The organism is Streptomyces cucumeris (assembly GCF_024295805.1).
GTDB classification, from domain to species: Bacteria; Actinomycetota; Actinomycetes; order Streptomycetales; family Streptomycetaceae; genus Streptomyces; species Streptomyces cucumeris.
The window spans coordinates 154889-173544 of record NZ_JANCLX010000008.1 but is presented as its reverse complement, the minus strand read 5'-3'; the positions used below and the strand labels follow the sequence as shown (position 1 = coordinate 173544).

The 18656-nt window shown below is 72.7% G+C and carries 24 protein-coding genes; 20 read left to right on the top strand and 4 right to left on the bottom strand.

What is annotated here, in order from left to right:
- Positions 1–133 precede the first annotated feature (133 nt).
- From hisD to NMK44_RS14900, 9 genes are read left to right on the top strand one after another with little or no spacing between them, the layout of a single operon-like run.
- Complete coding sequence (gene hisD, locus NMK44_RS14940) at positions 134–1459, top strand: histidinol dehydrogenase (RefSeq protein WP_254743024.1); 1326 nt, start codon at positions 134–136, stop codon at positions 1457–1459.
- The gene (locus NMK44_RS14935) at positions 1456–2562 is read left to right on the top strand and encodes a histidinol-phosphate transaminase (RefSeq protein ID WP_254743021.1); all 1107 of its coding nucleotides are present in this window, start codon (positions 1456–1458) and stop codon (positions 2560–2562) included. The genes hisD and NMK44_RS14935 overlap by 4 nt, the downstream gene beginning before the upstream one ends.
- Positions 2559–3152 carry an imidazoleglycerol-phosphate dehydratase HisB gene (gene hisB / locus NMK44_RS14930; RefSeq protein WP_014059975.1) on the top strand — a complete coding sequence of 198 codons (594 nt, stop codon included), beginning with the start codon at positions 2559–2561 and terminating at the stop codon, positions 3150–3152. Before NMK44_RS14935 ends, hisB begins: the two co-directional genes overlap by 4 nt.
- On the top strand, positions 3149–3313 hold the full coding sequence (locus NMK44_RS14925) for a CG2302 family histidine operon protein (RefSeq protein ID WP_254743391.1): 165 nt from the start codon (positions 3149–3151) through the stop codon (positions 3311–3313). The genes hisB and NMK44_RS14925 overlap by 4 nt, the downstream gene beginning before the upstream one ends.
- A complete protein-coding gene (gene hisH / locus NMK44_RS14920) occupies positions 3304–3951 on the top strand; it encodes an imidazole glycerol phosphate synthase subunit HisH (RefSeq protein ID WP_254743389.1) in 648 nt (215 codons plus the stop codon). Before NMK44_RS14925 ends, hisH begins: the two co-directional genes overlap by 10 nt.
- Before the next feature lie 40 nt (positions 3952–3991).
- Complete coding sequence (gene priA, locus NMK44_RS14915; RefSeq protein ID WP_254743018.1) at positions 3992–4723, top strand: bifunctional 1-(5-phosphoribosyl)-5-((5-phosphoribosylamino)methylideneamino)imidazole-4-carboxamide isomerase/phosphoribosylanthranilate isomerase PriA; 732 nt, start codon at positions 3992–3994, stop codon at positions 4721–4723.
- Positions 4720–5130, top strand: coding sequence for a Rid family hydrolase (locus tag NMK44_RS14910; protein ID WP_254743015.1), 411 nt, complete (start codon positions 4720–4722; stop codon positions 5128–5130). Before priA ends, NMK44_RS14910 begins: the two co-directional genes overlap by 4 nt.
- Entirely contained in the window at positions 5127–5915 is a 789-nt protein-coding gene (gene hisF, locus NMK44_RS14905; protein WP_254743012.1) for an imidazole glycerol phosphate synthase subunit HisF, read from the top strand. The genes NMK44_RS14910 and hisF overlap by 4 nt, the downstream gene beginning before the upstream one ends.
- Before the next feature lie 33 nt (positions 5916–5948).
- Complete coding sequence (locus tag NMK44_RS14900; RefSeq protein WP_254743009.1) at positions 5949–6404, top strand: hypothetical protein; 456 nt, start codon at positions 5949–5951, stop codon at positions 6402–6404.
- 30 nt (positions 6405–6434) lie between these two features.
- Here the strand turns inward: NMK44_RS14900 and NMK44_RS14895 are convergent, their stop codons facing one another.
- A complete protein-coding gene (locus NMK44_RS14895) occupies positions 6435–6872 on the bottom strand; it encodes an HIT family protein (protein ID WP_254743006.1) in 438 nt (145 codons plus the stop codon).
- A gap of 226 nt (positions 6873–7098) precedes the next feature.
- On the opposite strand from NMK44_RS14895, the gene NMK44_RS14890 reads away from it, so the two are divergent.
- Positions 7099–7935, top strand: coding sequence for an endo alpha-1,4 polygalactosaminidase (locus tag NMK44_RS14890; RefSeq protein ID WP_254743004.1), 837 nt, complete (start codon positions 7099–7101; stop codon positions 7933–7935).
- Here the strand turns inward: NMK44_RS14890 and NMK44_RS14885 are convergent.
- From NMK44_RS14885 to NMK44_RS14875, 3 genes are all read right to left on the bottom strand, one after another.
- Positions 7908–8471, bottom strand: a complete 564-nt coding sequence (locus NMK44_RS14885; protein ID WP_254743002.1) for a GNAT family N-acetyltransferase — start codon at positions 8469–8471, stop codon at positions 7908–7910. The genes NMK44_RS14890 and NMK44_RS14885 overlap by 28 nt on opposite strands.
- Positions 8472–8493: 22 nt before the next feature.
- A complete protein-coding gene (locus tag NMK44_RS14880; protein WP_254742999.1) occupies positions 8494–9126 on the bottom strand; it encodes a TIGR03085 family metal-binding protein in 633 nt (210 codons plus the stop codon).
- A gap of 78 nt (positions 9127–9204) precedes the next feature.
- A complete protein-coding gene (locus tag NMK44_RS14875) occupies positions 9205–10212 on the bottom strand; it encodes a hypothetical protein (protein ID WP_254742996.1) in 1008 nt (335 codons plus the stop codon).
- 422 nt (positions 10213–10634) lie between these two features.
- Between NMK44_RS14875 and hisI the strand changes: the two genes are divergently transcribed.
- The 10 genes from hisI to NMK44_RS14830 all read left to right on the top strand — a co-directional run bounded on the left by hisI (position 10635) and on the right by NMK44_RS14830 (position 18590).
- Entirely contained in the window at positions 10635–11000 is a 366-nt protein-coding gene (gene hisI / locus NMK44_RS14870) for a phosphoribosyl-AMP cyclohydrolase (RefSeq protein WP_254742992.1), read from the top strand.
- Positions 11001–11037: 37 nt separating this feature from the next.
- Complete coding sequence (locus tag NMK44_RS14865) at positions 11038–12549, top strand: anthranilate synthase component I (protein ID WP_302888214.1); 1512 nt, start codon at positions 11038–11040, stop codon at positions 12547–12549.
- A 156-nt stretch (positions 12550–12705) separates the two neighbouring features.
- A complete protein-coding gene (locus tag NMK44_RS14860) occupies positions 12706–13374 on the top strand; it encodes a TIGR02234 family membrane protein (RefSeq protein WP_254742989.1) in 669 nt (222 codons plus the stop codon).
- A gap of 118 nt (positions 13375–13492) precedes the next feature.
- On the top strand, positions 13493–13747 hold the full coding sequence (locus tag NMK44_RS14855; protein ID WP_254742987.1) for an HGxxPAAW family protein: 255 nt from the start codon (positions 13493–13495) through the stop codon (positions 13745–13747).
- A 136-nt stretch (positions 13748–13883) separates the two neighbouring features.
- Positions 13884–14366 (top strand): DUF2752 domain-containing protein, encoded by a 483-nt coding sequence (locus tag NMK44_RS14850; RefSeq protein WP_374215272.1) that lies wholly within the window; start codon positions 13884–13886, stop codon positions 14364–14366.
- Positions 14367–14523: 157 nt separating this feature from the next.
- Positions 14524–15333, top strand: coding sequence for an indole-3-glycerol phosphate synthase TrpC (trpC, locus tag NMK44_RS14845; protein WP_254742985.1), 810 nt, complete (start codon positions 14524–14526; stop codon positions 15331–15333).
- Between the two features lie 6 nt (positions 15334–15339).
- Positions 15340–15492, top strand: a complete 153-nt coding sequence (gene trpM / locus NMK44_RS42690; RefSeq protein WP_368661717.1) for a tryptophan biosynthesis modulator TrpM — start codon at positions 15340–15342, stop codon at positions 15490–15492.
- A gap of 195 nt (positions 15493–15687) precedes the next feature.
- Entirely contained in the window at positions 15688–16923 is a 1236-nt protein-coding gene (trpB, locus tag NMK44_RS14840; protein WP_254742983.1) for a tryptophan synthase subunit beta, read from the top strand.
- Positions 16923–17738 carry a tryptophan synthase subunit alpha gene (gene trpA, locus NMK44_RS14835; RefSeq protein WP_254742981.1) on the top strand — a complete coding sequence of 272 codons (816 nt, stop codon included), beginning with the start codon at positions 16923–16925 and terminating at the stop codon, positions 17736–17738. The genes trpB and trpA overlap by 1 nt, the downstream gene beginning before the upstream one ends.
- 57 nt (positions 17739–17795) lie before the next feature.
- A complete protein-coding gene (locus tag NMK44_RS14830) occupies positions 17796–18590 on the top strand; it encodes a DsbA family protein (RefSeq protein WP_254742979.1) in 795 nt (264 codons plus the stop codon).
- The last annotated feature ends 66 nt before the right edge of the window (positions 18591–18656 follow it).

The window sequence follows — 18656 nt, the reverse complement described above, 5'->3', positions numbered from 1 at the left end:
CGTATCCCCGTACGGACCACATTCCCGCTGAGTAACCGGTTGAACGCCAACGGTCAGGGTCAACTTAGGCGGTGCGTATCACTGACTGATACGGGGGGAGGGCGGCCGTATCGGGTCTGAGACAATTGATCGCGTGATCTCCCGTATCGATCTGCGCGGCGCCGCCCTCCCCGAGGGCGGCATCGACCGTGACCTGCTGCCCCGTGCCGAGCTCGATGTCGAGGCCGCCCTGGAGAAGGTGCGCCCGATCTGCGAGGACGTACGGCATCGCGGCACCGCGGCGCTGATCGACTACGCGGCGCGGTTCGACGGTGTGACCCTCGACCGGGTGCGGGTGCCCGCCGAGGCCCTCCGGAGCGCCCTCACCGGGCTGGACCCGGCCGTGCGGGCCGCCCTGGAGGAGTCCATCCGGCGCGCCCGGCTGGTCCACCGCGCCCAGCGGCGCACCGACCACACCACCCAGGTGGTGCCCGGCGGGACCGTCACCGAGCGCTGGGTGCCGGTCGAGCGGGTCGGGCTGTACGTGCCCGGCGGCCGCTCGGTCTACCCCTCCTCCGTGGTGATGAACGTGGTGCCCGCGCAGGAGGCCGGGGTCGGCTCGATGGCCGTCACCTCCCCGCCGCAGAGCGGGTTCGGCGGACTGCCGCACCCCACGATCCTGGCGGCCTGCGCCCTGCTCGGCGTGGACGAGGTCTACGCGGCCGGGGGCGCCCAGGCGGTGGCCATGTTCGCCTACGGCACCGAGGAGTGCCGTCCGGTCTCGATGGTGACCGGACCGGGGAACATCTGGGTCGCCGCCGCCAAGCGCCTGCTCAAGGGCCGGATCGGGATCGACGCCGAGGCCGGGCCCACCGAGATCGCCATCCTCGCCGACCACACCGCCGACCCGGTGCATGTCGCCGCGGACCTCATCAGCCAGGCCGAGCACGACCCGCTGGCCGCCTCGGTGCTGGTCACCGACTCCGAGGAGCTGGCCACCGCGGTCGAGAAGGAGCTCGAGGTCCAGATCGCGGCCACCCGGCACGTCGAGGACCGCATCCGCCCGGCGCTCTCCGGCCGCCAGTCCGGCATCGTGCTGGTCGACGGGATCGAGCAGGGCCTGGCCGTGGTGGACGCGTACGCGGCCGAGCACCTGGAGATCCAGACCGAGGACGCGGCGGCGGTCGCCGCCCGGGTGCGGAACGCCGGGGCGGTCTTCGTCGGGGCGTACGCCCCCGTCTCCCTCGGCGACTACGCCGCGGGCTCCAACCACGTCCTGCCCACCGGTGGCTGCGCCTGCCACTCCTCGGGGCTGTCCGTGCAGTCCTTCCTGCGCGGCATCCACGTGGTGGACTACACCCGCGAGGCGCTGGCCGAGGTCGCGGGCCATGTGGTGACGCTCGCCGAGGCGGAGGACCTGCCCGCCCACGGCGCCGCGGTGAAGGCAAGGTTCGACTGGAAGGTGCCACCGAGCAAGTGACCGGCATTGACGATCTCCCGATCCGGGAAGAGCTCCGTGGCAAGTCCCCGTACGGAGCTCCCCAGCTCGATGTGCCCGTACGGCTGAACACCAACGAGAACCCGTATCCGCTGCCGGAGCCCCTGGTGGCCCGGATCGCCGAGCGGGTCGCCGAGGCGGCCCGCGACCTCAACCGCTACCCGGACCGGGACGCGGTCGAGCTCCGCACCGAGCTGGCCCGCTACCTCACCCGCACCGCCGGGCACGAGGTCGGCGTGGCCAACGTCTGGGCGGCCAACGGCTCCAATGAGGTGCTCCAGCAGCTCCTCCAGACCTTCGGCGGCCCCGGGCGCACCGCGATGGGCTTCGAGCCCTCGTACTCGATGCACGCGCTGATCTCCCGCGGTACCGGCACCGGCTGGATCTCCGGCCCGCGGAACGCGGACTTCACCATCGATGTGGACGCCGCCCGCGCGGCCATCGCCGCGCACCGGCCCAACGTCGTGTTCATCACCTCCCCCAACAACCCCACCGGGACCGCCGTCGCCGCGGACACGGTGCTGGCGCTGTACGAGGCGGCGCAGGCCGCCGGGCCCTCGGTCGTCGTGGTCGACGAGGCGTACGGGGAGTTCAGCCACCACCCCTCGCTGCTGCCGCTGATCGAGGGCCGTCCGCGGCTGGTTCTCTCCCGGACCATGTCCAAGGCGTTCGGCGCCGCCGGGCTGCGGCTCGGCTATCTCGCCGCGCATCCGGCCGTGGTGGACGCGGTCCAGCTCGTCCGGCTGCCGTACCACCTGTCCGCGGTCACCCAGGCCACCGCGCTGGCCGCCCTGGAGCACACCGATACGCTGCTGGGGTACGTCGAGGCGCTCAAGGCCGAGCGCGACCGGCTGGTGAACGAGCTGCGCAGCATCGGCTGCGAGGTGACCGACTCGGACGCCAACTTCGTGCAGTTCGGCCGTTTCGAGGACGCGCACGCGGCATGGCGGGAACTGCTGGACCGGGGGGTTCTGGTCCGTGACAACGGCGTACCGGGATGGCTGCGGGTCACCGCGGGCACTCCCACCGAGAACGACGCGTTCCTCGACGCGGTACGCGAGCTGATGAAGGAGAAGAGCGCATGACCCGCGTGGGACGCGTGGAGCGCACCACCAAGGAGACCTCGGTCGTCGTCGAGATCGATCTCGACGGCACCGGACAGGTCGACGTATCGACCGGTGTCGGCTTCTACGACCATATGCTCGACCAGCTCGGCCGCCACGGCCTCTTCGACCTCACGGTCAAGACCGAGGGCGACCTGCACATCGACACCCACCACACCATCGAGGACACCGCCCTCGCGCTGGGTGCCGCGTTCAAGCAGGCGCTCGGCGACAAGGTGGGCATCTACCGGTTCGGCAACTGCACGGTGCCGCTCGACGAGTCCCTGGCCCAGGTGACCGTCGACCTCTCCGGCCGCCCGTACCTGGTGCACACCGAGCCGGAGAACATCGCGCCGATGATCGGCACGTACGACACCACGATGACGCGCCACATACTGGAGTCGTTCGTGGCGCAGGCGCAGATCGCCCTGCATGTCCACGTGCCGTACGGGCGCAACGCGCACCACATCGTGGAGTGCCAGTTCAAGGCCCTGGCACGGGCGCTGCGCTATGCGAGCGAGCGCGACCCGCGGGCTGCCGGGATTCTCCCCTCCACGAAGGGCGCGCTGTGAACGGGACGTCGACCGCGTTCATCGTCCTGGGACTCTTCCTGCTGGGCGGGGTGGTCTCCTTCGTGAAGCAGGGGCTGCCCAAGGGTGTGATCGTGCTGCTCAGCCTGGGCGCCTCGATGGCCCTGGTGGCGGGCGTCATGCGGCTGGAGGTCTGGAATTGAGCACGGCCCCGAAGGTCGTCGTCCTCGACTACGGCTTCGGCAACGTCCGCTCCGCCGAGCGCGCCCTCGCCCATGTCGGCGCCGATGTCGAGATCACCGGTGACTACGACAAGGCCATGACCGCCGACGGTCTGCTGGTCCCCGGTGTCGGCGCCTTCGCCGCCTGTATGAAGGGGCTGCGCGGTGCCCGCGGCGACTGGATCGTGGGCCGCCGCCTCTCCGGCGGCCGCCCCGTGATGGGGATCTGCGTCGGTATGCAGGTGCTGTTCGAGCGCGGTATCGAGCACGGCGTCGAGGCCGAGGGCCTGGACGAGTGGCCCGGCACCGTCGAGCGGCTGCATGCGCCCGTCGTCCCCCACATGGGGTGGAACACGGTCAAGGCCCCGGCCGACTCCCGGCTGTTCGACGGCGTCGGCGCGGACGAGCGCTTCTACTTCGTCCACTCCTACGCGGTCCGCACCTGGGAGCTGGAGGTGGCCAACCCGGCCATGCCCGCCCCCAAGGTCGCCTGGACCACCCACGGCGAGCCGTTCGTCGCCGCCGTGGAGAACGGCCCGCTGTGGGCCACCCAGTTCCACCCCGAGAAGTCCGGCGACGCCGGGGCGCGGCTGCTCCGCAACTGGCTCGACACGCTCTGACCGGCCCGCATCAGCTCAGCACTCACCGTAAGGTTCCCGCATGCCAACGCACCGCCTCGAACTCCTCCCCGCCGTCGACGTCCGGGACGGCCAGGCCGTCCGTCTCGTGCACGGCGAGTCCGGCTCCGAGACGTCGTACGGCGACCCGCTGGAGGCCGCCCTCGCCTGGCAGGCGGCGGGCGCCGAGTGGCTGCACCTGGTGGACCTCGACGCGGCCTTCGGCACCGGTGACAACCGCGGGGTGATCGCCGAGGTCGCCGCGGCCATGGAGCTGAAGGTCGAGCTGTCCGGCGGTATCCGCGACGACGCCTCGCTGGCCGCCGCGCTCGCCACCGGATGCACCCGCGTCAACCTGGGCACCGCGGCGCTGGAGACCCCCGAGTGGGTCGCCAAGGTCATCGCCGAGCACGGCGACCGCATCGCCGTCGGCCTCGACGTACGCGGCACCACCCTGCGCGGCCGCGGCTGGACCCGGGACGGCGGCGATCTGTACGAGACCCTGGCACGGCTGGACTCCGAGGGCTGCGCCCGTTACGTCGTCACCGACATCGCCAAGGACGGCACCCTCCAGGGCCCCAACCTGGAGCTGCTGCGCAATGTCTGCGCGGCGACGGACAAGCCGGTCGTCGCCTCCGGCGGCGTTTCCTCCCTCGACGACCTGCGCGCCCTTGCGACCCTGGTACCGGAAGGCGTCGAGGGTGCCATCGTCGGGAAGGCGCTCTACGCCAAGGCGTTCACCCTGGAAGAGGCGTTGGAGGCGGTATCCGCATGACCTCACCCGAGATCGCACGACGGATCCAGACCGACAGTCCGTGGGAGGAGACCATCGGCTTCGCACGGGCCGTGCAAGCCGGTGACCTGGTGGTCGTCAGCGGGACGATGCCGCTGGCCGACCGCGGCGTCCTGGAGGGCGAGGGCGACCCGTACCAGCAGACGATGGCCGCCTTCCGCCACGCCCTGGACGCGCTGTCCCCGTTCGACCTGGGCGTCGAATCCGTCATCCGCACCCGGATGTTCATCACCCACGCCCGGGACGTGGACGAGGTGGGCCGTGCCCACAAGGAGCTGTTCGACGCCGTGCGCCCGGCCGCGACCCTCGTCGTGGTCTCCGGCTTCGTCGACTCGCGCGTCCTGGTCGAAGTCGAACTGGAAGCATTCCGAGGAGCCCGACAGCCATGACCCTCGCGGTCCGAGTCATCCCCTGCCTGGACGTCGACAACGGCCGGGTCGTCAAGGGGGTCAACTTCCAGAACCTGCGCGATGCGGGCGATCCGGTCGAGATGGCCAAGGTCTACGGCGAGGAGGGCGCGGACGAGCTGACGTTCCTCGACATCACCGCTTCCTCCGGCAACCGTGAGACCACCTATGACGTCGTCCGCCGCACCGCCGAGCAGGTCTTCATCCCGCTCACGGTCGGCGGCGGCGTCCGCACCCCCGAGGACGTCGACAAGCTGCTGCGCGCCGGGGCGGACAAGGTCGGTGTCAACACCGCCGCCATCGCTCGCCCCGAGCTGATCCGTGAGATCGCCGAACGGTTCGGCAGCCAGGTCCTGGTCCTCTCGGTCGACGCCCGCCGCTGTGTGCCCGGCGCCGGCGGTGAACCGGCCGCGGTCACCCCGTCCGGCTACGAGGTCACCACCCACGGCGGCCGCCGCGGCACCGGTATCGACGCCGTCGAATGGGCCCACCGCGCGGCCGAACTGGGCGCGGGCGAGATCCTGCTGAACTCCATGGATGCCGACGGCACCAAGGACGGCTACGACACCGCCATGATCGAGGCGGTCCGCAAGCATGTCGCCATCCCGGTCATCGCCAGCGGCGGCGCGGGCGAGCTGGCCCACTTCCCCCCGGCCGTCGCGGCGGGCGCGGACGCGGTGCTGGCCGCGTCGGTCTTCCACTTCGGCGATCTGCGGATCAGCGAGGTGAAGGACGCGCTGCGCGGGGCGGGCCACCCGGTGCGATGAGGGATCGGCGGCGGGGCCATTACACTCACGTCGGTGACTAGCGAAGCGGAACCGCAACCGTTGCTCACGGCCCGGCCGACGCTCTCTCAGGAACAGGTCACCCACCTGGAGTTCATCCAGGCAGTGATCACCCGGCTCGGCAACAACTCCTTCCTCGTCAAGGGCTGGTGCCTGACCCTGGCCGCCGGACTGCTGGCGTTCGCCGCCGAGGGGTCACGGATATCGGTGGCGGTGACGGCCTTCGTGCCGCTGGTGGCGTTCTGGCTGCTGGACGGCTACTTCCTCTGGCAGGAACGGCTGTTCCGCGCGCTCTACGACCGTGTCCGCACACCGGGCGGGGGAGGGGTGGAACCCTTCGCCATGGACCCGGGCCCCCACACGGCGGGGGTGCGGTGGTGGAACGCCGCCCGCTCGGTCACCCTGGCGCTGTTCTACGGCGGGATCGGCGTCGCCCATCTCGCCGTGCTGGGCGCGGTCCTGCTCGCCTGAGACGGCCGGGGCAGCCGGGGCGGCACGGCGTCAGGAGGTCAGGGCGCCGCGCAGCCGGTCGGCCATCTCGTCCAGCGCGACGGGGGCCACCGTCCGCTGGGACGGCCAGATCGGACCCATCCGGTCGCCCTCGTCGCGCGGGACGACATGGATGTGCAGATGCATCACGCTCTGCGTGGCCACCGCCCCCACGGAGGTGATGATGTTCATCCCCTCCGGTGCGTAGGCCGACCGCACCGCCCGGACCACCCGCCGCACCGCGCGGGTCAGCTCCAGGCTCGTCGGCTCGTCCAGCTCCCAGGCGTCCCGCACATGGTGGCGCGGGACCACCAGGACATGGCCGTCCACGGCGGGGTGGAGCGGCAGGAAGGCGAGGGTGCGGGCGTCGGAGTGGACCAGGCGGGCGGGCTCGAGCCCCTCCGCGATCCGGCAGAAGACGCACTCGGGGGTCTCAGGGTTCGGGGACATGACGCGATCATCCCGCACCCCCCGGGCCCGGTACGGACGGGCTGGACTTGACGGGGTGTTCCCGGGGGCGCTTGGATCGCGGCAGTCGGCCCGGGGAGACCGCCCGGAGCCCAGAGGTGCGCCCAGCCGGTACGGGAACCGTCCCCAGCCCGGCCCCAGTCGCCAGGACGCCGCAGACACCGCGTCCGAGGCGGGGCCGCTACCCGTGAACGCTGGAGCGTCCGCCATGTCCGTCCGCCGTCGCACCGCCCTCGTCGCCGCCCTGCTGGCCCTGACCGGCTGTACGTCGTCCTCCGGGCCGTCCGGATCAGCCGGACCGTCCGGATCCGGGACGGGGGACCGCTCCTCGGTGTCGCTGCCGCCCGTCCACGCCGGATTCGACTACCAGTTGGGCGGTGCGTACCCCCCGCCGAAGGGCGTCCGGATCGTCAGCCGCGACCGCGCGGCCGAGCCGGCGGACGGCCTGTACAACATCTGCTACGTCAACGCCTTCCAGGCCCAGCCGGAGGAGCGCGGTCAGTGGCCCGCCGGGCTGCTGCTGCGCGATGACGACGGGGACGTGGTGATGGACAAGGACTGGGACGAACCCCTGCTGGACATCGGCACCCCCGCCAAGCGCAAGCGGATCGCGGCCCGGGTCAACCGGTGGACCGACGGCTGCGCGGACCAGGGCTACGACGCCGTGGAGCCGGACAACTACGACAGCTACACCCGTTCCGGCGGCAGACTGTCGGCCGCCGACGCCACCGCCTTCATCACCCTGCTCGCCGCGCACGCGCACGCCCGGGGCCTGGCCATCGGCCAGAAGAACACCGTCGAACTCGCCGGTCGCCGCGAGGAGACGGGGCTGGATTTCGCCGTGGTGGAGGAGTGCGGCGCGTACGACGAGTGCGGCGGCTATGTGAAGGCATTCGGCCGCCATGTGGTCGTCGTCGAGTACACCGCCAAGGGGCTCGCCAAGGGCTGTGCGGCATGGGGCGACCGGCTGAGCATCGTACGCCGGGACATCGGTGTCACCCCCCGCGGCGACGGCGACTACCTGCGCGGGACCTGCCGGGACTGAGGCTCCGGAAGCGGGCTGAGGGCGTACATCACCTGTGCCGCGCCGAACTCGGTGAACGTCTCGACCCGTCGCATCCCGAGCGCCTCCAGGAGCCGCCGGGACGGGGCGTTGGCCTCCTGGGTGACCGCGATGACCTCGGGCCGGCCGCCGGGTCCGGGGGCCAGCGCGTCCAACGCCCAGGAGACCGCCGCCGAGACCGCCTCACGGGCGTAACCGCGCCCCCAGTGCTCGGGCAGTAGCTGGTACGACACCTCGGTACGGCCGCCGTGGCGCGACTCCGGCTCCAGCGTCACCGCGCCGACCACCGACCCGTCGGCCCGCGACACCACGCTGAACACCCCGAAGACGCCCACACAGCCCCGTTCCCGGGCGCGGACCGTCTCCGGGGGCACCGGGCCGCCGAGATGGCGGCGCACCTCGGGGTCGGTCCACAGCCGGGACACGGCGGGGACGTCGGCGGGCTCGATCGGGCGCAGCAGCAGCCGCTCGGTGGTCAGGGAGACCGGCCAGGGGCGGGGGCGTTCGGAGGACGACATCAGTGGCTCCGGAGCGTCGGGCTCAGATGCCGAGCGGGGCGGACCGGACCGTCTCCACGGCCGCCTTGTCACCGTCGAGCTCGACCCGGGCCGCGCCCTGACGGCCGTACAGGAACAGCGCCAGCTCGCCCGGTTCACCGGTGACCGTGGCCACCGGGGTGCCGCGGTGCGCCACCGCCGTACGGCCGTCGGGGCGGCGCAGCACCAGGCCCACGGGCGACTTGCGGCCGAACATCCGGGCGGCGCGCTCGATCCGGGACCACAGCGCGTCGGCGAAGACCGGATCCACCTCGCGCGGCTCCCACTCCGGCCGGGCCCTGCGGACGTCCTCGGCGTGCACATAGAACTCGAGGCTGTTGGCCGCCTCGTCCACCTGCTTGAGCGCGAACGGCGACATCCGCGGCGGACCGGAGCGGAAGAGCTGGAGCAGCTCCCCGTACGGCTTGGCCGCGAACTCGGCCTGCACCCGGGCCAGCCGCGCGGCCAGCGGCTTGATCACCAGACCGCCGGCCGCGTCCGCGCGGCGCTCCCGGACCACGAGGTGGGCCGCCAGATCATGGGTGGTCCAGCCCTCGCACAGCGTCGGGGCGTCGGGGCCCGCGCTCTCCAAGAGGTCGGCGAGGAGCAGACGTTCGCGTTGGGCGTGAGTGGACATAACGCCCACCCTACGACCGCGGTCCGGGCCCCGCCACGCCAACGGCCGGACGGCGCGCCGGGCCCGCGGCACCGGTGCCTACTCGGGGAGCGGCTTGCGCAGCTTGGTGCCGTCCAGGCCCGAGCTGAGCGTCAGCGCGCAGGAGACCGTGTCCTCGCCCTGGACGGAATACGTGGCCAGCGCCGGGTAGAGCGCGTAGTAGTAGTAATTCCGCCCGTCGTTGGGGATCTTTTTCAGCCGGGCCCTGGCGTCCACCGCGCACAGTGCGAGGGCCTTCTTCTGGATCGCCTTCTCGGAGGAGAACTTACCGGTCAGCTTCTCGTTGGCGATCACCTCGCCGTCGTGCGCGCCCGAGCAGCGCCGCTTCTCGATCTTGGTGACGCTGCTGTCCATCGCGGGGTGGTCGAAGCAGGTGCCCGGTTTGAGCGCCACGTAGGGCACCCGCGCACCGGGGTCGCCGGACGCCGAGGCCGACGGTGAGGTCCCGGAGTCGGGATCGCCCTTGGGTACGTCGTCGAACGGCGCGCCCTGGCCGGGGTCCTCCGTGCCCGAGGGGACGGAGGGCGAGGCGGACGGGGACGGTGCGGTGCTGTGGGAGGCGGAGGCGCGCGGGGTCTCGTCGGCCGATGCCCGCTCGCCGTCGTCGTCACCCCCGGAGCCGAGGGCGATCGCGCCGGCGACCACCGCGACGGCCACCACCGACGCCACGACGATCGCCGCGACCTTGGCGCCCGAGCCGCGCGGCGGAGCGGGCGGCAGGGACCCGGGCGGGAGCGAACCGGGCGGGAAACCGCCGGGGAGCGGACCGCCGGACGGCGCCGAGGGCGGGCCGAACGCGCCGAACCCGCCGCCCGGCGGCAGCGCGGGCGGACCGGACGGTCCGGACGGCGGCGGTGGCGGGCCGAAACCCTGCGGTGGCTGCGGGGTCTGCGGCGGTTGAGGAGCCTGCGGTGGCTGCTGGCCCTGCGGCTGCTGCTGAGGCGGTGCCTGCTGTGGCTGTGCCGGCCGCTGCGGATCCTGCGGCGGCGGACCGAACCCCCCGCCGTTTCCCGGCCGGTTGGCGTCGTTCGGCGGCGGAAACGTCATGTCCGAAGCATGCCCCATCCCACCGACATCCCGGCCATCGGCCCCGGCGATACCGGCCATCGCCCGCTCCGCACGGCCGGTCGCCGCGTCCACCACGACGGCCGCGCTCGCCGCCCGCGGCGCGGCGCCGCGGTACCCGCTTGCGGCGGGGCGGCCACGACACCGCTCGCGGCACGCTGGTCGCGGGTGGGCTCGCCGGACGTCCGCCCGCCCGCCTCCGCTTCCCCGGCCCGGGCGCGGCCCGGCCCCGCGCGCGGGCCGGTCACCGGGCCGTCGCTCCCGGCGGGCTCCGGGCCGTCGTCGGCGACATCCTCGCGCACGCGCACCCCTCGGCGCGTTCGCCGTCCCGTGGCGCGCCCCTGCCGTGATCACCACATGAGACCGTTCGCGGGACCACCCGCCCGGCCGTGCAGAATGGTCACATGACCGGCTCCGACCGCCCCTCCGCCCTCGACCCGGCCCTCGCCGCCCGCCTCAAGCGCGGCGCCGACGGGCTCGTCCCCGCCATCGCCCAGCAGTACGACACCGGCGAGGTGCTGATGCTCGGCTGGATGGACGACGAGGCGCTGCACCGCACCCTCACCACCGGCCGCTGCACCTACTGGAGCCGCAGCCGCCAGGAGTACTGGGTCAAGGGCGATACCTCCGGCCACGTCCAGCTGGTCAAGTCCGTCGCGCTCGACTGCGACGCCGACACCGTCCTCGTCAAGGTCGACCAGGTCGGGGCCGCCTGCCACACCGGCGACCGCACCTGCTTCGACGCCGACGTCCTCCCGCTCGGCCAGTAACCGGGCCCCGGCCCCGCCCCCACTAGGCTCCTCAGCCATGACCCAGGACGCTGCCACGATGGATCTCGAGACCTTCCGCAAGCTGGCGGCCGACCGCCGCGTCATCCCCGTCAGCCGACGGCTGCTGGCGGACGGTGACACCCCCGTGGGCCTCTACCGCAAGCTGGCCGCCGAGCGCCCCGGCACCTTCCTCCTGGAGTCCGCCGAGAACGGCCGCTCCTGGTCCCGGTACTCCTTCATCGGCGTCCGCAGCGCCGCCACCCTCACCGAACGCGACGGGCGCACCCACTGGCTGGGCACCCCGCCCGTCGGCGTCCCCACCGAAGGCGATCCGCTCCAGGCGCTGCGCGCCACGGTCGAAGCCCTGCACACCCCGCGTGATCTCGGCGGACTGGTCCACCTCCCGCCGTTCACCGGCGGCATGGTCGGCTACCTCGGCTATGACGTGGTCCGCCGTCTGGAGAAGGTCGGCGAGCACGGCCGCGACGATCTGCGGCTGCCCGAGCTGACCATGCTGCTCACCTCGGACCTCGCGGTGCTCGACCACTGGGACGGCACCGTGCTGCTGATCGCCAACGCGATCAACCACAACGACCTCGACACCGGGGTGGACGAGGCGTACGCGGACGCCGTGGCGCGGCTCGACGCGATGGCCGCCGACCTGGTCCGCCCGATGGCCACCGACCCCACCGCGCTGCCCGCCTCCGAACTCCCGGAGTACACCGCGCTGTGGGGCGGCGAGGACTACCGGGTGGCGGTCGACGACATCAAGGAGCGCATCCGCGCGGGCGAGGCGTTCCAGGTCGTCCCCTCGCAGCGGTTCGAGACGCCCTGTACGGCCTCGGCCCTCGACGTCTACCGGGTGCTGCGCGCCACCAACCCCAGCCCCTACATGTACCTGTTCCGGTTCGAGGGCTTCGATGTGGTGGGCTCCAGCCCGGAGGCCCTGGTCAAGGTGGAGGACGGCCGGGCGATGGTGCACCCCATCGCCGGGACCCGCCCCCGCGGCGCCACCCCGCAGGAGGACGCGGCGCTCGCCGAGGAGCTGCTCGCCGACCCCAAGGAGCGGGCCGAGCACCTGATGCTGGTCGACCTCGGCCGCAACGACCTGGGCCGGGTGTGCCTGCCGGGCAGCGTCGAGGTCGTCGACTTCATGTCGATCGAGCGCTACAGCCATGTGATGCACATCGTCTCCACCGTCACCGGCGCCCTCGCCGACGGCCGTACCGCCTTCGACGTGCTCACCGCGTGCTTCCCCGCGGGCACCCTCTCCGGCGCCCCCAAACCGCGCGCCCTCCAGATCATCGAGGAGCTGGAGCCCAGCCGCCGCGGGCTGTACGGCGGCTGTGTCGGCTACCTCGACTTCGCGGGCGACTCCGACACCGCCATCGCCATCCGGACCGCCCTGCTGCGGGACGGCACGGCGTACGTCCAGGCCGGCGCGGGTGTGGTGGCCGACTCCGATCCGGCGGCGGAGGACGCGGAGTGCCGCAACAAGGCGGCGGCGGTGCTGCGGGCGGTGCACTCGGCCAACCGGCTCGGCCGCTGACCCCGGCGGCACCCCGCCGGAACCCCACCCGACCCCGGGCGTGACCCGCGCGACCCGGGGAATCTCCCCGGCCGTCGCCGGGCGTATCGGTGCGGAACGGGTCATCCCGCATACCCGGGACCCAGGTGCCGCGGCGCGTGGGGGATAGTGGTACGCGTGAGCGCAGCAGCCGTACCCCAGCCCCGGGCCGAGAACGAGCCCTCCGCCTCCGTCCCGCGCGGCCGCCGGACGAGCCTCGCCGTCGCCCTGCTCGCCGGGGCGCTCGGTGCCGCACTCGTCCTGCTGGCCACCAGCCGTACCTGGGCCGAGGGCACCGCCATGGTCGCCCAGGGCACCCTGCCCCAGCGCGCCGACGGTGATGACATCACCGGACTGCCCGGCGCGCTCGCGGTCGTCGGTCTGGCCGCGCTGGTCGCCGTCTTCGCCGTGCGCCGGGCCGGGCGGGTCGTCGTCTCCGGACTGCTCGCCCTCACCGGCGCGGGCATCGTCGTCGCCTCGGCGCTCGGCGCGTCCGACAAGGCGGCGCTGGAGGAGAAGGCGTCCAAGGCCACCGGCCTCTCCGACAGCGCCATCCACGACGTGGCGTACACCCCCTGGCCCTGGGTGGCCCTGGCCGGCGGGGTGCTGCTGCTGCTCGCGGGGGTGCTCGCGCTCGGCTACGGCCGCCACTGGCCCGCCATGTCCGGGCGGTACGAGCGCTCCGGCACCGAAGGGCGCCCCCGGGGCCGCCGCGGTGCTCGCACGGCGCCCGACCCGGACCGTCCCGAGGAGCTGTGGAAGGCGCTGGACCGGGGCGAGGACCCCACCGCCCGACAGGGGGCGTGAACCGGACGCCTCCAGCGGCACCCCCGCTCAAGGCAACTTTGCGCGTCGGGGACAATGGCCTGGGAGCGTTCGCCCCCGGGCGCCCGGACCAGGCGCAGTACAGCTACGAGGAGTATTCATGGCGGGTCACAACCACGGACACACCCCGGCCGCCTGGACCGGTGTCACCATCGCCTTCATCGGCTTCTGCGTCTCCGGTGCCTTCACCGTGCTGGCCAGTCCGGTCGGCTTCTGGGCGGGCATGGTCATCGTCGTCCTCGGTGGTGTGGTCGGTGCCGCGATGCGCGCGGCCGGGCTCGGCATGCCGAAGGCCGCCCTGGCCCCGGCCCGTCCGGCCCCGCGGCCCCGCCCCGAGGCGCAGACCCAGCAGTAGGACATGACGCCGGGCGCGGCCCGGGGTCCGTGCCATCGGCGTACGCCGCGGCCGGTCCCCGGGCCGCGACCCGTACGGCGGCAGGTGTCTCGCTTCTGAGCTGCGCCTTCGCCGTGCCGCATGCAGACTCGGCGGTGTGAGCGCACCGTCGCCGATCGTCCCCGACCCGGTTCCGCCGGCCGCCACGCCAAGCGGCGCGGGCGGTGCGGTACGGCGGCTGCTCGGGCCGCTGGGGGTGCTCGCGGGCGCCGTCGCCGCCTTCGGCTACGTCGCCGCCGTCGACCCCCATCAGCCCGGCCACTATCCGGTCTGCCCGGTGCTGCGGCTCACCGGGCTGTACTGCCCGGCCTGCGGGGGGCTGCGCGGCGCCCACGCCCTCGCCCACGGCGATCTGCCCGCCGCGCTGCGCGACAACGCGCTCGCGGTCCTCGCCTACGCCCTGCTCGCGGTCTGCTGGCTGGTGTGGTGCGCGCGGGCGGTCGCGGGGCGACGGTTCCCCGCCACCGCGCGGGGGCGGCCGTACGGCCCGCGCGGCTGGCAGATCGGGGCGTTCCTCGGGCTCGCAGTGATCTTCACGATCGTCCGGAATTTCCCGTTCGAGGGACTACTGACGCCGTGACCGCTGTTGTGTATGTCCATGTCGTGGGACTCGACGTCAACCGGATGCGAGACCTGGGTCCTCTGACAGCTACCATCGCAGTGCCTGGTGCAGCGGTTGTCCGCCCCACCGGCGCCGACCATCTGCTTCATGCCCACCCGGGAAGGGGGCCGCTCGCGTGAGTGTGCTCGACGAGATCATCGACGGAGTCCGTGCCGACCTCGCGGAGCGGCAGGCGCGCGTCACCCTCGACGAGCTCAAGGAGCGGGCGGCCAAGGCGCGGCCGGCCAAGGACGGGGTCGCGGCCCTCAAGGGCGACAGCGTCAAGGTGATCTGCGAGGTCAAGCGGTCCAGCCCGTCCAAGGGCGCGCTGGCCGCCATCGCCGACCCCGCCGGGCTCGCCGCCGACTACGAGGCGGGCGGCGCCGCCCTGATCAGCGTGCTGACCGAACAGCGCCGCTTCGGCGGATCGCTGGCCGATCTGGAGGCGGTGCGCGCCAAGGTCGACATCCCGGTGCTGCGCAAGGACTTCATCGTCACCTCCTACCAGCTCTGGGAGGCGCGGGCGTACGGCGCGGACGTGGTGCTGCTGATCGTCGCCGCGCTGGACCAGGAGGCCCTGGTCTCCCTGATCGAGCGGGCCGAGTCCATCGGGCTGACCCCGCTGGTCGAGGTGCACGACGAGGAGGAGGTCGCGCGGGCGGTGGACGCCGGGGCGAAGCTCATCGGCGTCAACGCGCGCAACCTGAAGACCCTTGAGGTGGACCGCGGCAACTTCGCCCGTGTCGCGCCCGAGATCCCGGACAACATCGTCAAGATCGCAGAGTCCGGGGTGCGCGGTCCGCACGACCTGATCGCCTACGCCAACGACGGCGCGGACGCCGTGCTGGTCGGCGAGTCCCTGGTGACCGGGCGCGACCCCAAGGCCGCCGTCGCCGATCTGGTCGCGGCCGGTGCCCATCCGGCGCTGCGCCACGGGCGGGACTGACGGATCATGGAGACGTACGCACGCTTGGCCCGGGGGTGCCGTCCCCGGGGCTGCCGCGCGCCCGCACGCCGGGTGCGCGGACGGCGCGTGCGCTACCACATCGGATGCGAACCGGGGCAGATCAACGGGCGCCGATGGCGGCGCACGGCGCACCGCTGACACCGGCAGAGGTGCCGTAGGCCGTACCGTGCCGCGGTCGGGTGACCGTACGGGCGCCGGAGACCCCTTCCCGGGCTCTCCCCGCCGTCCGGCGTCCGCGCGACCCCGGCCGTGACGCACCGGCCCCCGCTCCGGCGGCGGTGTGCCCGTCCCGCGTTGTGGTCGTCATCCATCGAGACATGCGGAGTACAGCGAATGTCCTCTGATTTCTTCATTCCGGACCCCGAGGGTCAGGTCCCCAGCGCCGAGGGGTACTTCGGCGCGTTCGGCGGCAAGTTCATCCCCGAGGCGCTGGTCGCCGCGGTGGACGAGGTCGCCGCCGAGTACGAGAAGGCGAAGTCCGATCCGGCGTTCGCCGCCGAACTCGAAGACCTGCTGGTCAACTACACCGGGCGGCCCAGCGCCCTGACCGAGGTGCCGCGGTTCGCCGAGCACGCGGGCGGTGCGCGGATCTTCCTCAAGCGGGAGGACCTCAACCACACCGGTTCGCACAAGATCAACAACGTGCTCGGCCAGGCGCTGCTCACCAAGCGGATGGGCAAGACCCGGGTCATCGCCGAGACCGGGGCCGGACAGCACGGGGTGGCCACCGCCACCGCCTGCGCCCTGTTCGGCCTTGAGTGCACCATCTACATGGGCGAGGTGGACACCCAGCGGCAGGCCCTCAACGTGGCCCGGATGCGGATGCTGGGCGCCGAGGTCATCGCCGTGAAGTCCGGCAGCCGCACCCTGAAGGACGCCATCAACGAGGCGTTCCGCGACTGGGTCGCCAATGTGGACCGCACCCACTACCTCTTCGGCACCGTCGCCGGACCGCACCCCTTCCCGGCCCTGGTGCGCGACTTCCACCGGGTCATCGGGGTGGAGGCGCGGCGGCAGATCCTGGAGCGCACCGGACGGCTGCCCGACGCCGTGGCGGCCTGTGTGGGCGGCGGCTCCAACGCGATCGGTCTGTTCCACGCGTTCCTGCCGGACGAGAGCGTGCGGATCGTCGGCTTCGAGCCCGCCGGACACGGGCTGGACAGCGGTGAACATGCCGCGACCCTCAGCGAGGGCGAGCCGGGCATCCTGCACGGCTCCCGGTCCTATGTCCTCCAGGACGAGGACGGGCAGATCACCGAGCCGTACTCGATCTCGGCCGGTCTGGACTACCCCGGGGTCGGCCCCGAGCACGCCTATCTCAAGGACGTCGGCCGCGCCGAGTACCGGGCCGTCACCGACGACGGCGCGATGCAGGCGCTGCGGCTGCTGTCGCAGACCGAGGGCATCATCCCGGCGATCGAGAGCGCCCACGCGCTGGCCGGGGCCCTGGACCTCGGCCGTGAGCTGGGCGAGGGCGGCCTGATCGTCGTCAACCTCTCCGGACGCGGTGACAAGGACATGGACACCGCGGCGCGGTATTTCGGGCTGTACGACGAGGGAGCGAAGTGATGGCCGGAAACCTGGAGCTGCTGTCATCGGTCCTGGGCCGGGCCCGGAGCGAGGGACGCGCCGCGCTCGTCGGCTATCTGCCCGCCGGTTTCCCGACCGTGGACGGCGGGGTGGCCGCCATGACGGCCATGATCGAGGGCGGCTGTGACGTCGTCGAGGTCGGACTGCCGCACAGCGACCCGGTGCTCGACGGACCGGTGATCCAGACCGCCGACGACATCGCCCTGCGCGGTGGCGTGAAGATCCGCGACGTCATCCGGACCGTGGGCGAGGTGCACACCGCCACCGGCGCCCCGATCCTGTGCATGACCTACTGGAACCCGGTGGACCGCTACGGCCCCGAGCGGTTCGCCGCCGATCTGGCCGAGGCCGGGGGAGCGGGCTGCATCCTGCCCGATCTGCCGGTCGAGGAGTCCGAGGTGTGGCGGAAGGCCGCCGAGCAGCACGGTCTGGCGACCGTGTTCGTGGTGGCGCCCAGCAGCCGGGACGAACGGCTGGCGAAGATCACGGCGGCGGGCAGCGGCTTCGTCTACGCCGCCTCCCTGATGGGTGTCACCGGCACCCGGGAGTCGGTCGGCCAGGAGGCCCGTGAGCTGGTGGAGCGGACCCGTACCACCACCGAGCTGCCGGTGTGCGTGGGCCTCGGGGTCTCCAACGCCGTGCAGGCGCGGGAGGTCGCGGCCTTCGCGGACGGGGTCATCGTGGGCTCGGCGTTCGTCCAGCGGCTGCTGGACGCCGATGACCACGAGGCCGGGCTCCGCGCGGTGCGCGAGCTGGCCGGTGAGCTCGCCGAGGGCGTTCGCGTCGCTCGTTAGAGGGAATCGCGGGGCGGAGGAGCCCGACGGTGCTCCTCCGCCTCGTTAGGCGTGGGCGTGAGCCAGAAAAACCGTGAGGGAAAGCGCAGCGCCCGTGAGCGGCTGCAGGAACAGCGTGAGAAGGACAGGGCGCGCGACAAGCGGAAGCGGACGATGGCCGCCGTCGGGGCGGTGGTCGTGGTGCTCGGGGTCGCCACCGGAGTGGGTCTGTTCGCCTCCAAGGCCAAAGAGGACTCGGGCAAGTCCGGCGGTGCGGTGGAGGCGCCGCGCGGCGCGGTCGGCAAGGGCCGACTGGTGATCGAGACCGGCCGGGACGCCAAACCGGGCCGCCCCACGCCCTCGACGCTGACCGTCTACGAGGACTTCCGCTGTCCCGGCTGCAAGCAGTTCGAGGACGCCTTCCGCACCACCCTGCACCAGCTCCAGGACAGCGGACGGCTGAAGGTCCAGTACCACCTGGTGACGATCATCGACGGCAACATGGGCGGCATCGGCTCGCTGCACGCGGCGAACGCGGCCGGCTGCGCCCAGGACGCGGGGAAGTTCCGCGCCTACCACGATGTGCTCTACCAGCACCAGCCCGACGAGACCCGTGACACCTACGCCGACAAGAAGCGGCTGATCAAGCTGGCGGGCAAGGTCCCGGCGCTGGACACCCCCGCCTTCCGCGCCTGTGTGAAGGACGGGCGCCACGACGGCTGGGTGAAGAAGTCCAGCGAGACCTTCAACCGCTCGGGCTTCGCCTCGACCCCGACCGTGCTGCTCAACGGGAAGTCGGTCTACGGCGACCCGAACAAGCCGCTGAGCCCCGACAAGCTCAAGCGGATGGTCGCCGCGGAGGGACGGGGCTGAGCCCCGTTACGCAGCCGTTGTGCCGGGTGGGTTGTGGTATTCGCCGCCCGGCACGGTAGCGTCGAC

Coding starts and splice junctions, on each gene's coding strand:
- hisB (WP_014059975.1), top strand. CDS start 2,559: ATGACCCGCGTGGGACGCGTGGAGCGCACCACCAAGGAGACCTCGGTC.
- priA (WP_254743018.1), top strand. CDS start 3,992: ATGCCAACGCACCGCCTCGAACTCCTCCCCGCCGTCGACGTCCGGGAC.
- NMK44_RS14910 (WP_254743015.1), top strand. CDS start 4,720: ATGACCTCACCCGAGATCGCACGACGGATCCAGACCGACAGTCCGTGG.
- hisF (WP_254743012.1), top strand. CDS start 5,127: ATGACCCTCGCGGTCCGAGTCATCCCCTGCCTGGACGTCGACAACGGC.
- NMK44_RS14895 (WP_254743006.1), bottom strand. CDS start 6,872: ATGTCCCCGAACCCTGAGACCCCCGAGTGCGTCTTCTGCCGGATCGCG.
- NMK44_RS14890 (WP_254743004.1), top strand. CDS start 7,099: ATGTCCGTCCGCCGTCGCACCGCCCTCGTCGCCGCCCTGCTGGCCCTG.
- NMK44_RS14885 (WP_254743002.1), bottom strand. CDS start 8,471: ATGTCGTCCTCCGAACGCCCCCGCCCCTGGCCGGTCTCCCTGACCACC.
- NMK44_RS14880 (WP_254742999.1), bottom strand. CDS start 9,126: ATGTCCACTCACGCCCAACGCGAACGTCTGCTCCTCGCCGACCTCTTG.
- NMK44_RS14875 (WP_254742996.1), bottom strand. CDS start 10,212: ATGACGTTTCCGCCGCCGAACGACGCCAACCGGCCGGGAAACGGCGGG.
- hisI (WP_254742992.1), top strand. CDS start 10,635: ATGACCGGCTCCGACCGCCCCTCCGCCCTCGACCCGGCCCTCGCCGCC.
- NMK44_RS14865 (WP_302888214.1), top strand. CDS start 11,038: ATGACCCAGGACGCTGCCACGATGGATCTCGAGACCTTCCGCAAGCTG.
- NMK44_RS14855 (WP_254742987.1), top strand. CDS start 13,493: ATGGCGGGTCACAACCACGGACACACCCCGGCCGCCTGGACCGGTGTC.
- trpM (WP_368661717.1), top strand. CDS start 15,340: ATGGAGACGTACGCACGCTTGGCCCGGGGGTGCCGTCCCCGGGGCTGC.
- trpB (WP_254742983.1), top strand. CDS start 15,688: ATGTCCTCTGATTTCTTCATTCCGGACCCCGAGGGTCAGGTCCCCAGC.
- trpA (WP_254742981.1), top strand. CDS start 16,923: ATGGCCGGAAACCTGGAGCTGCTGTCATCGGTCCTGGGCCGGGCCCGG.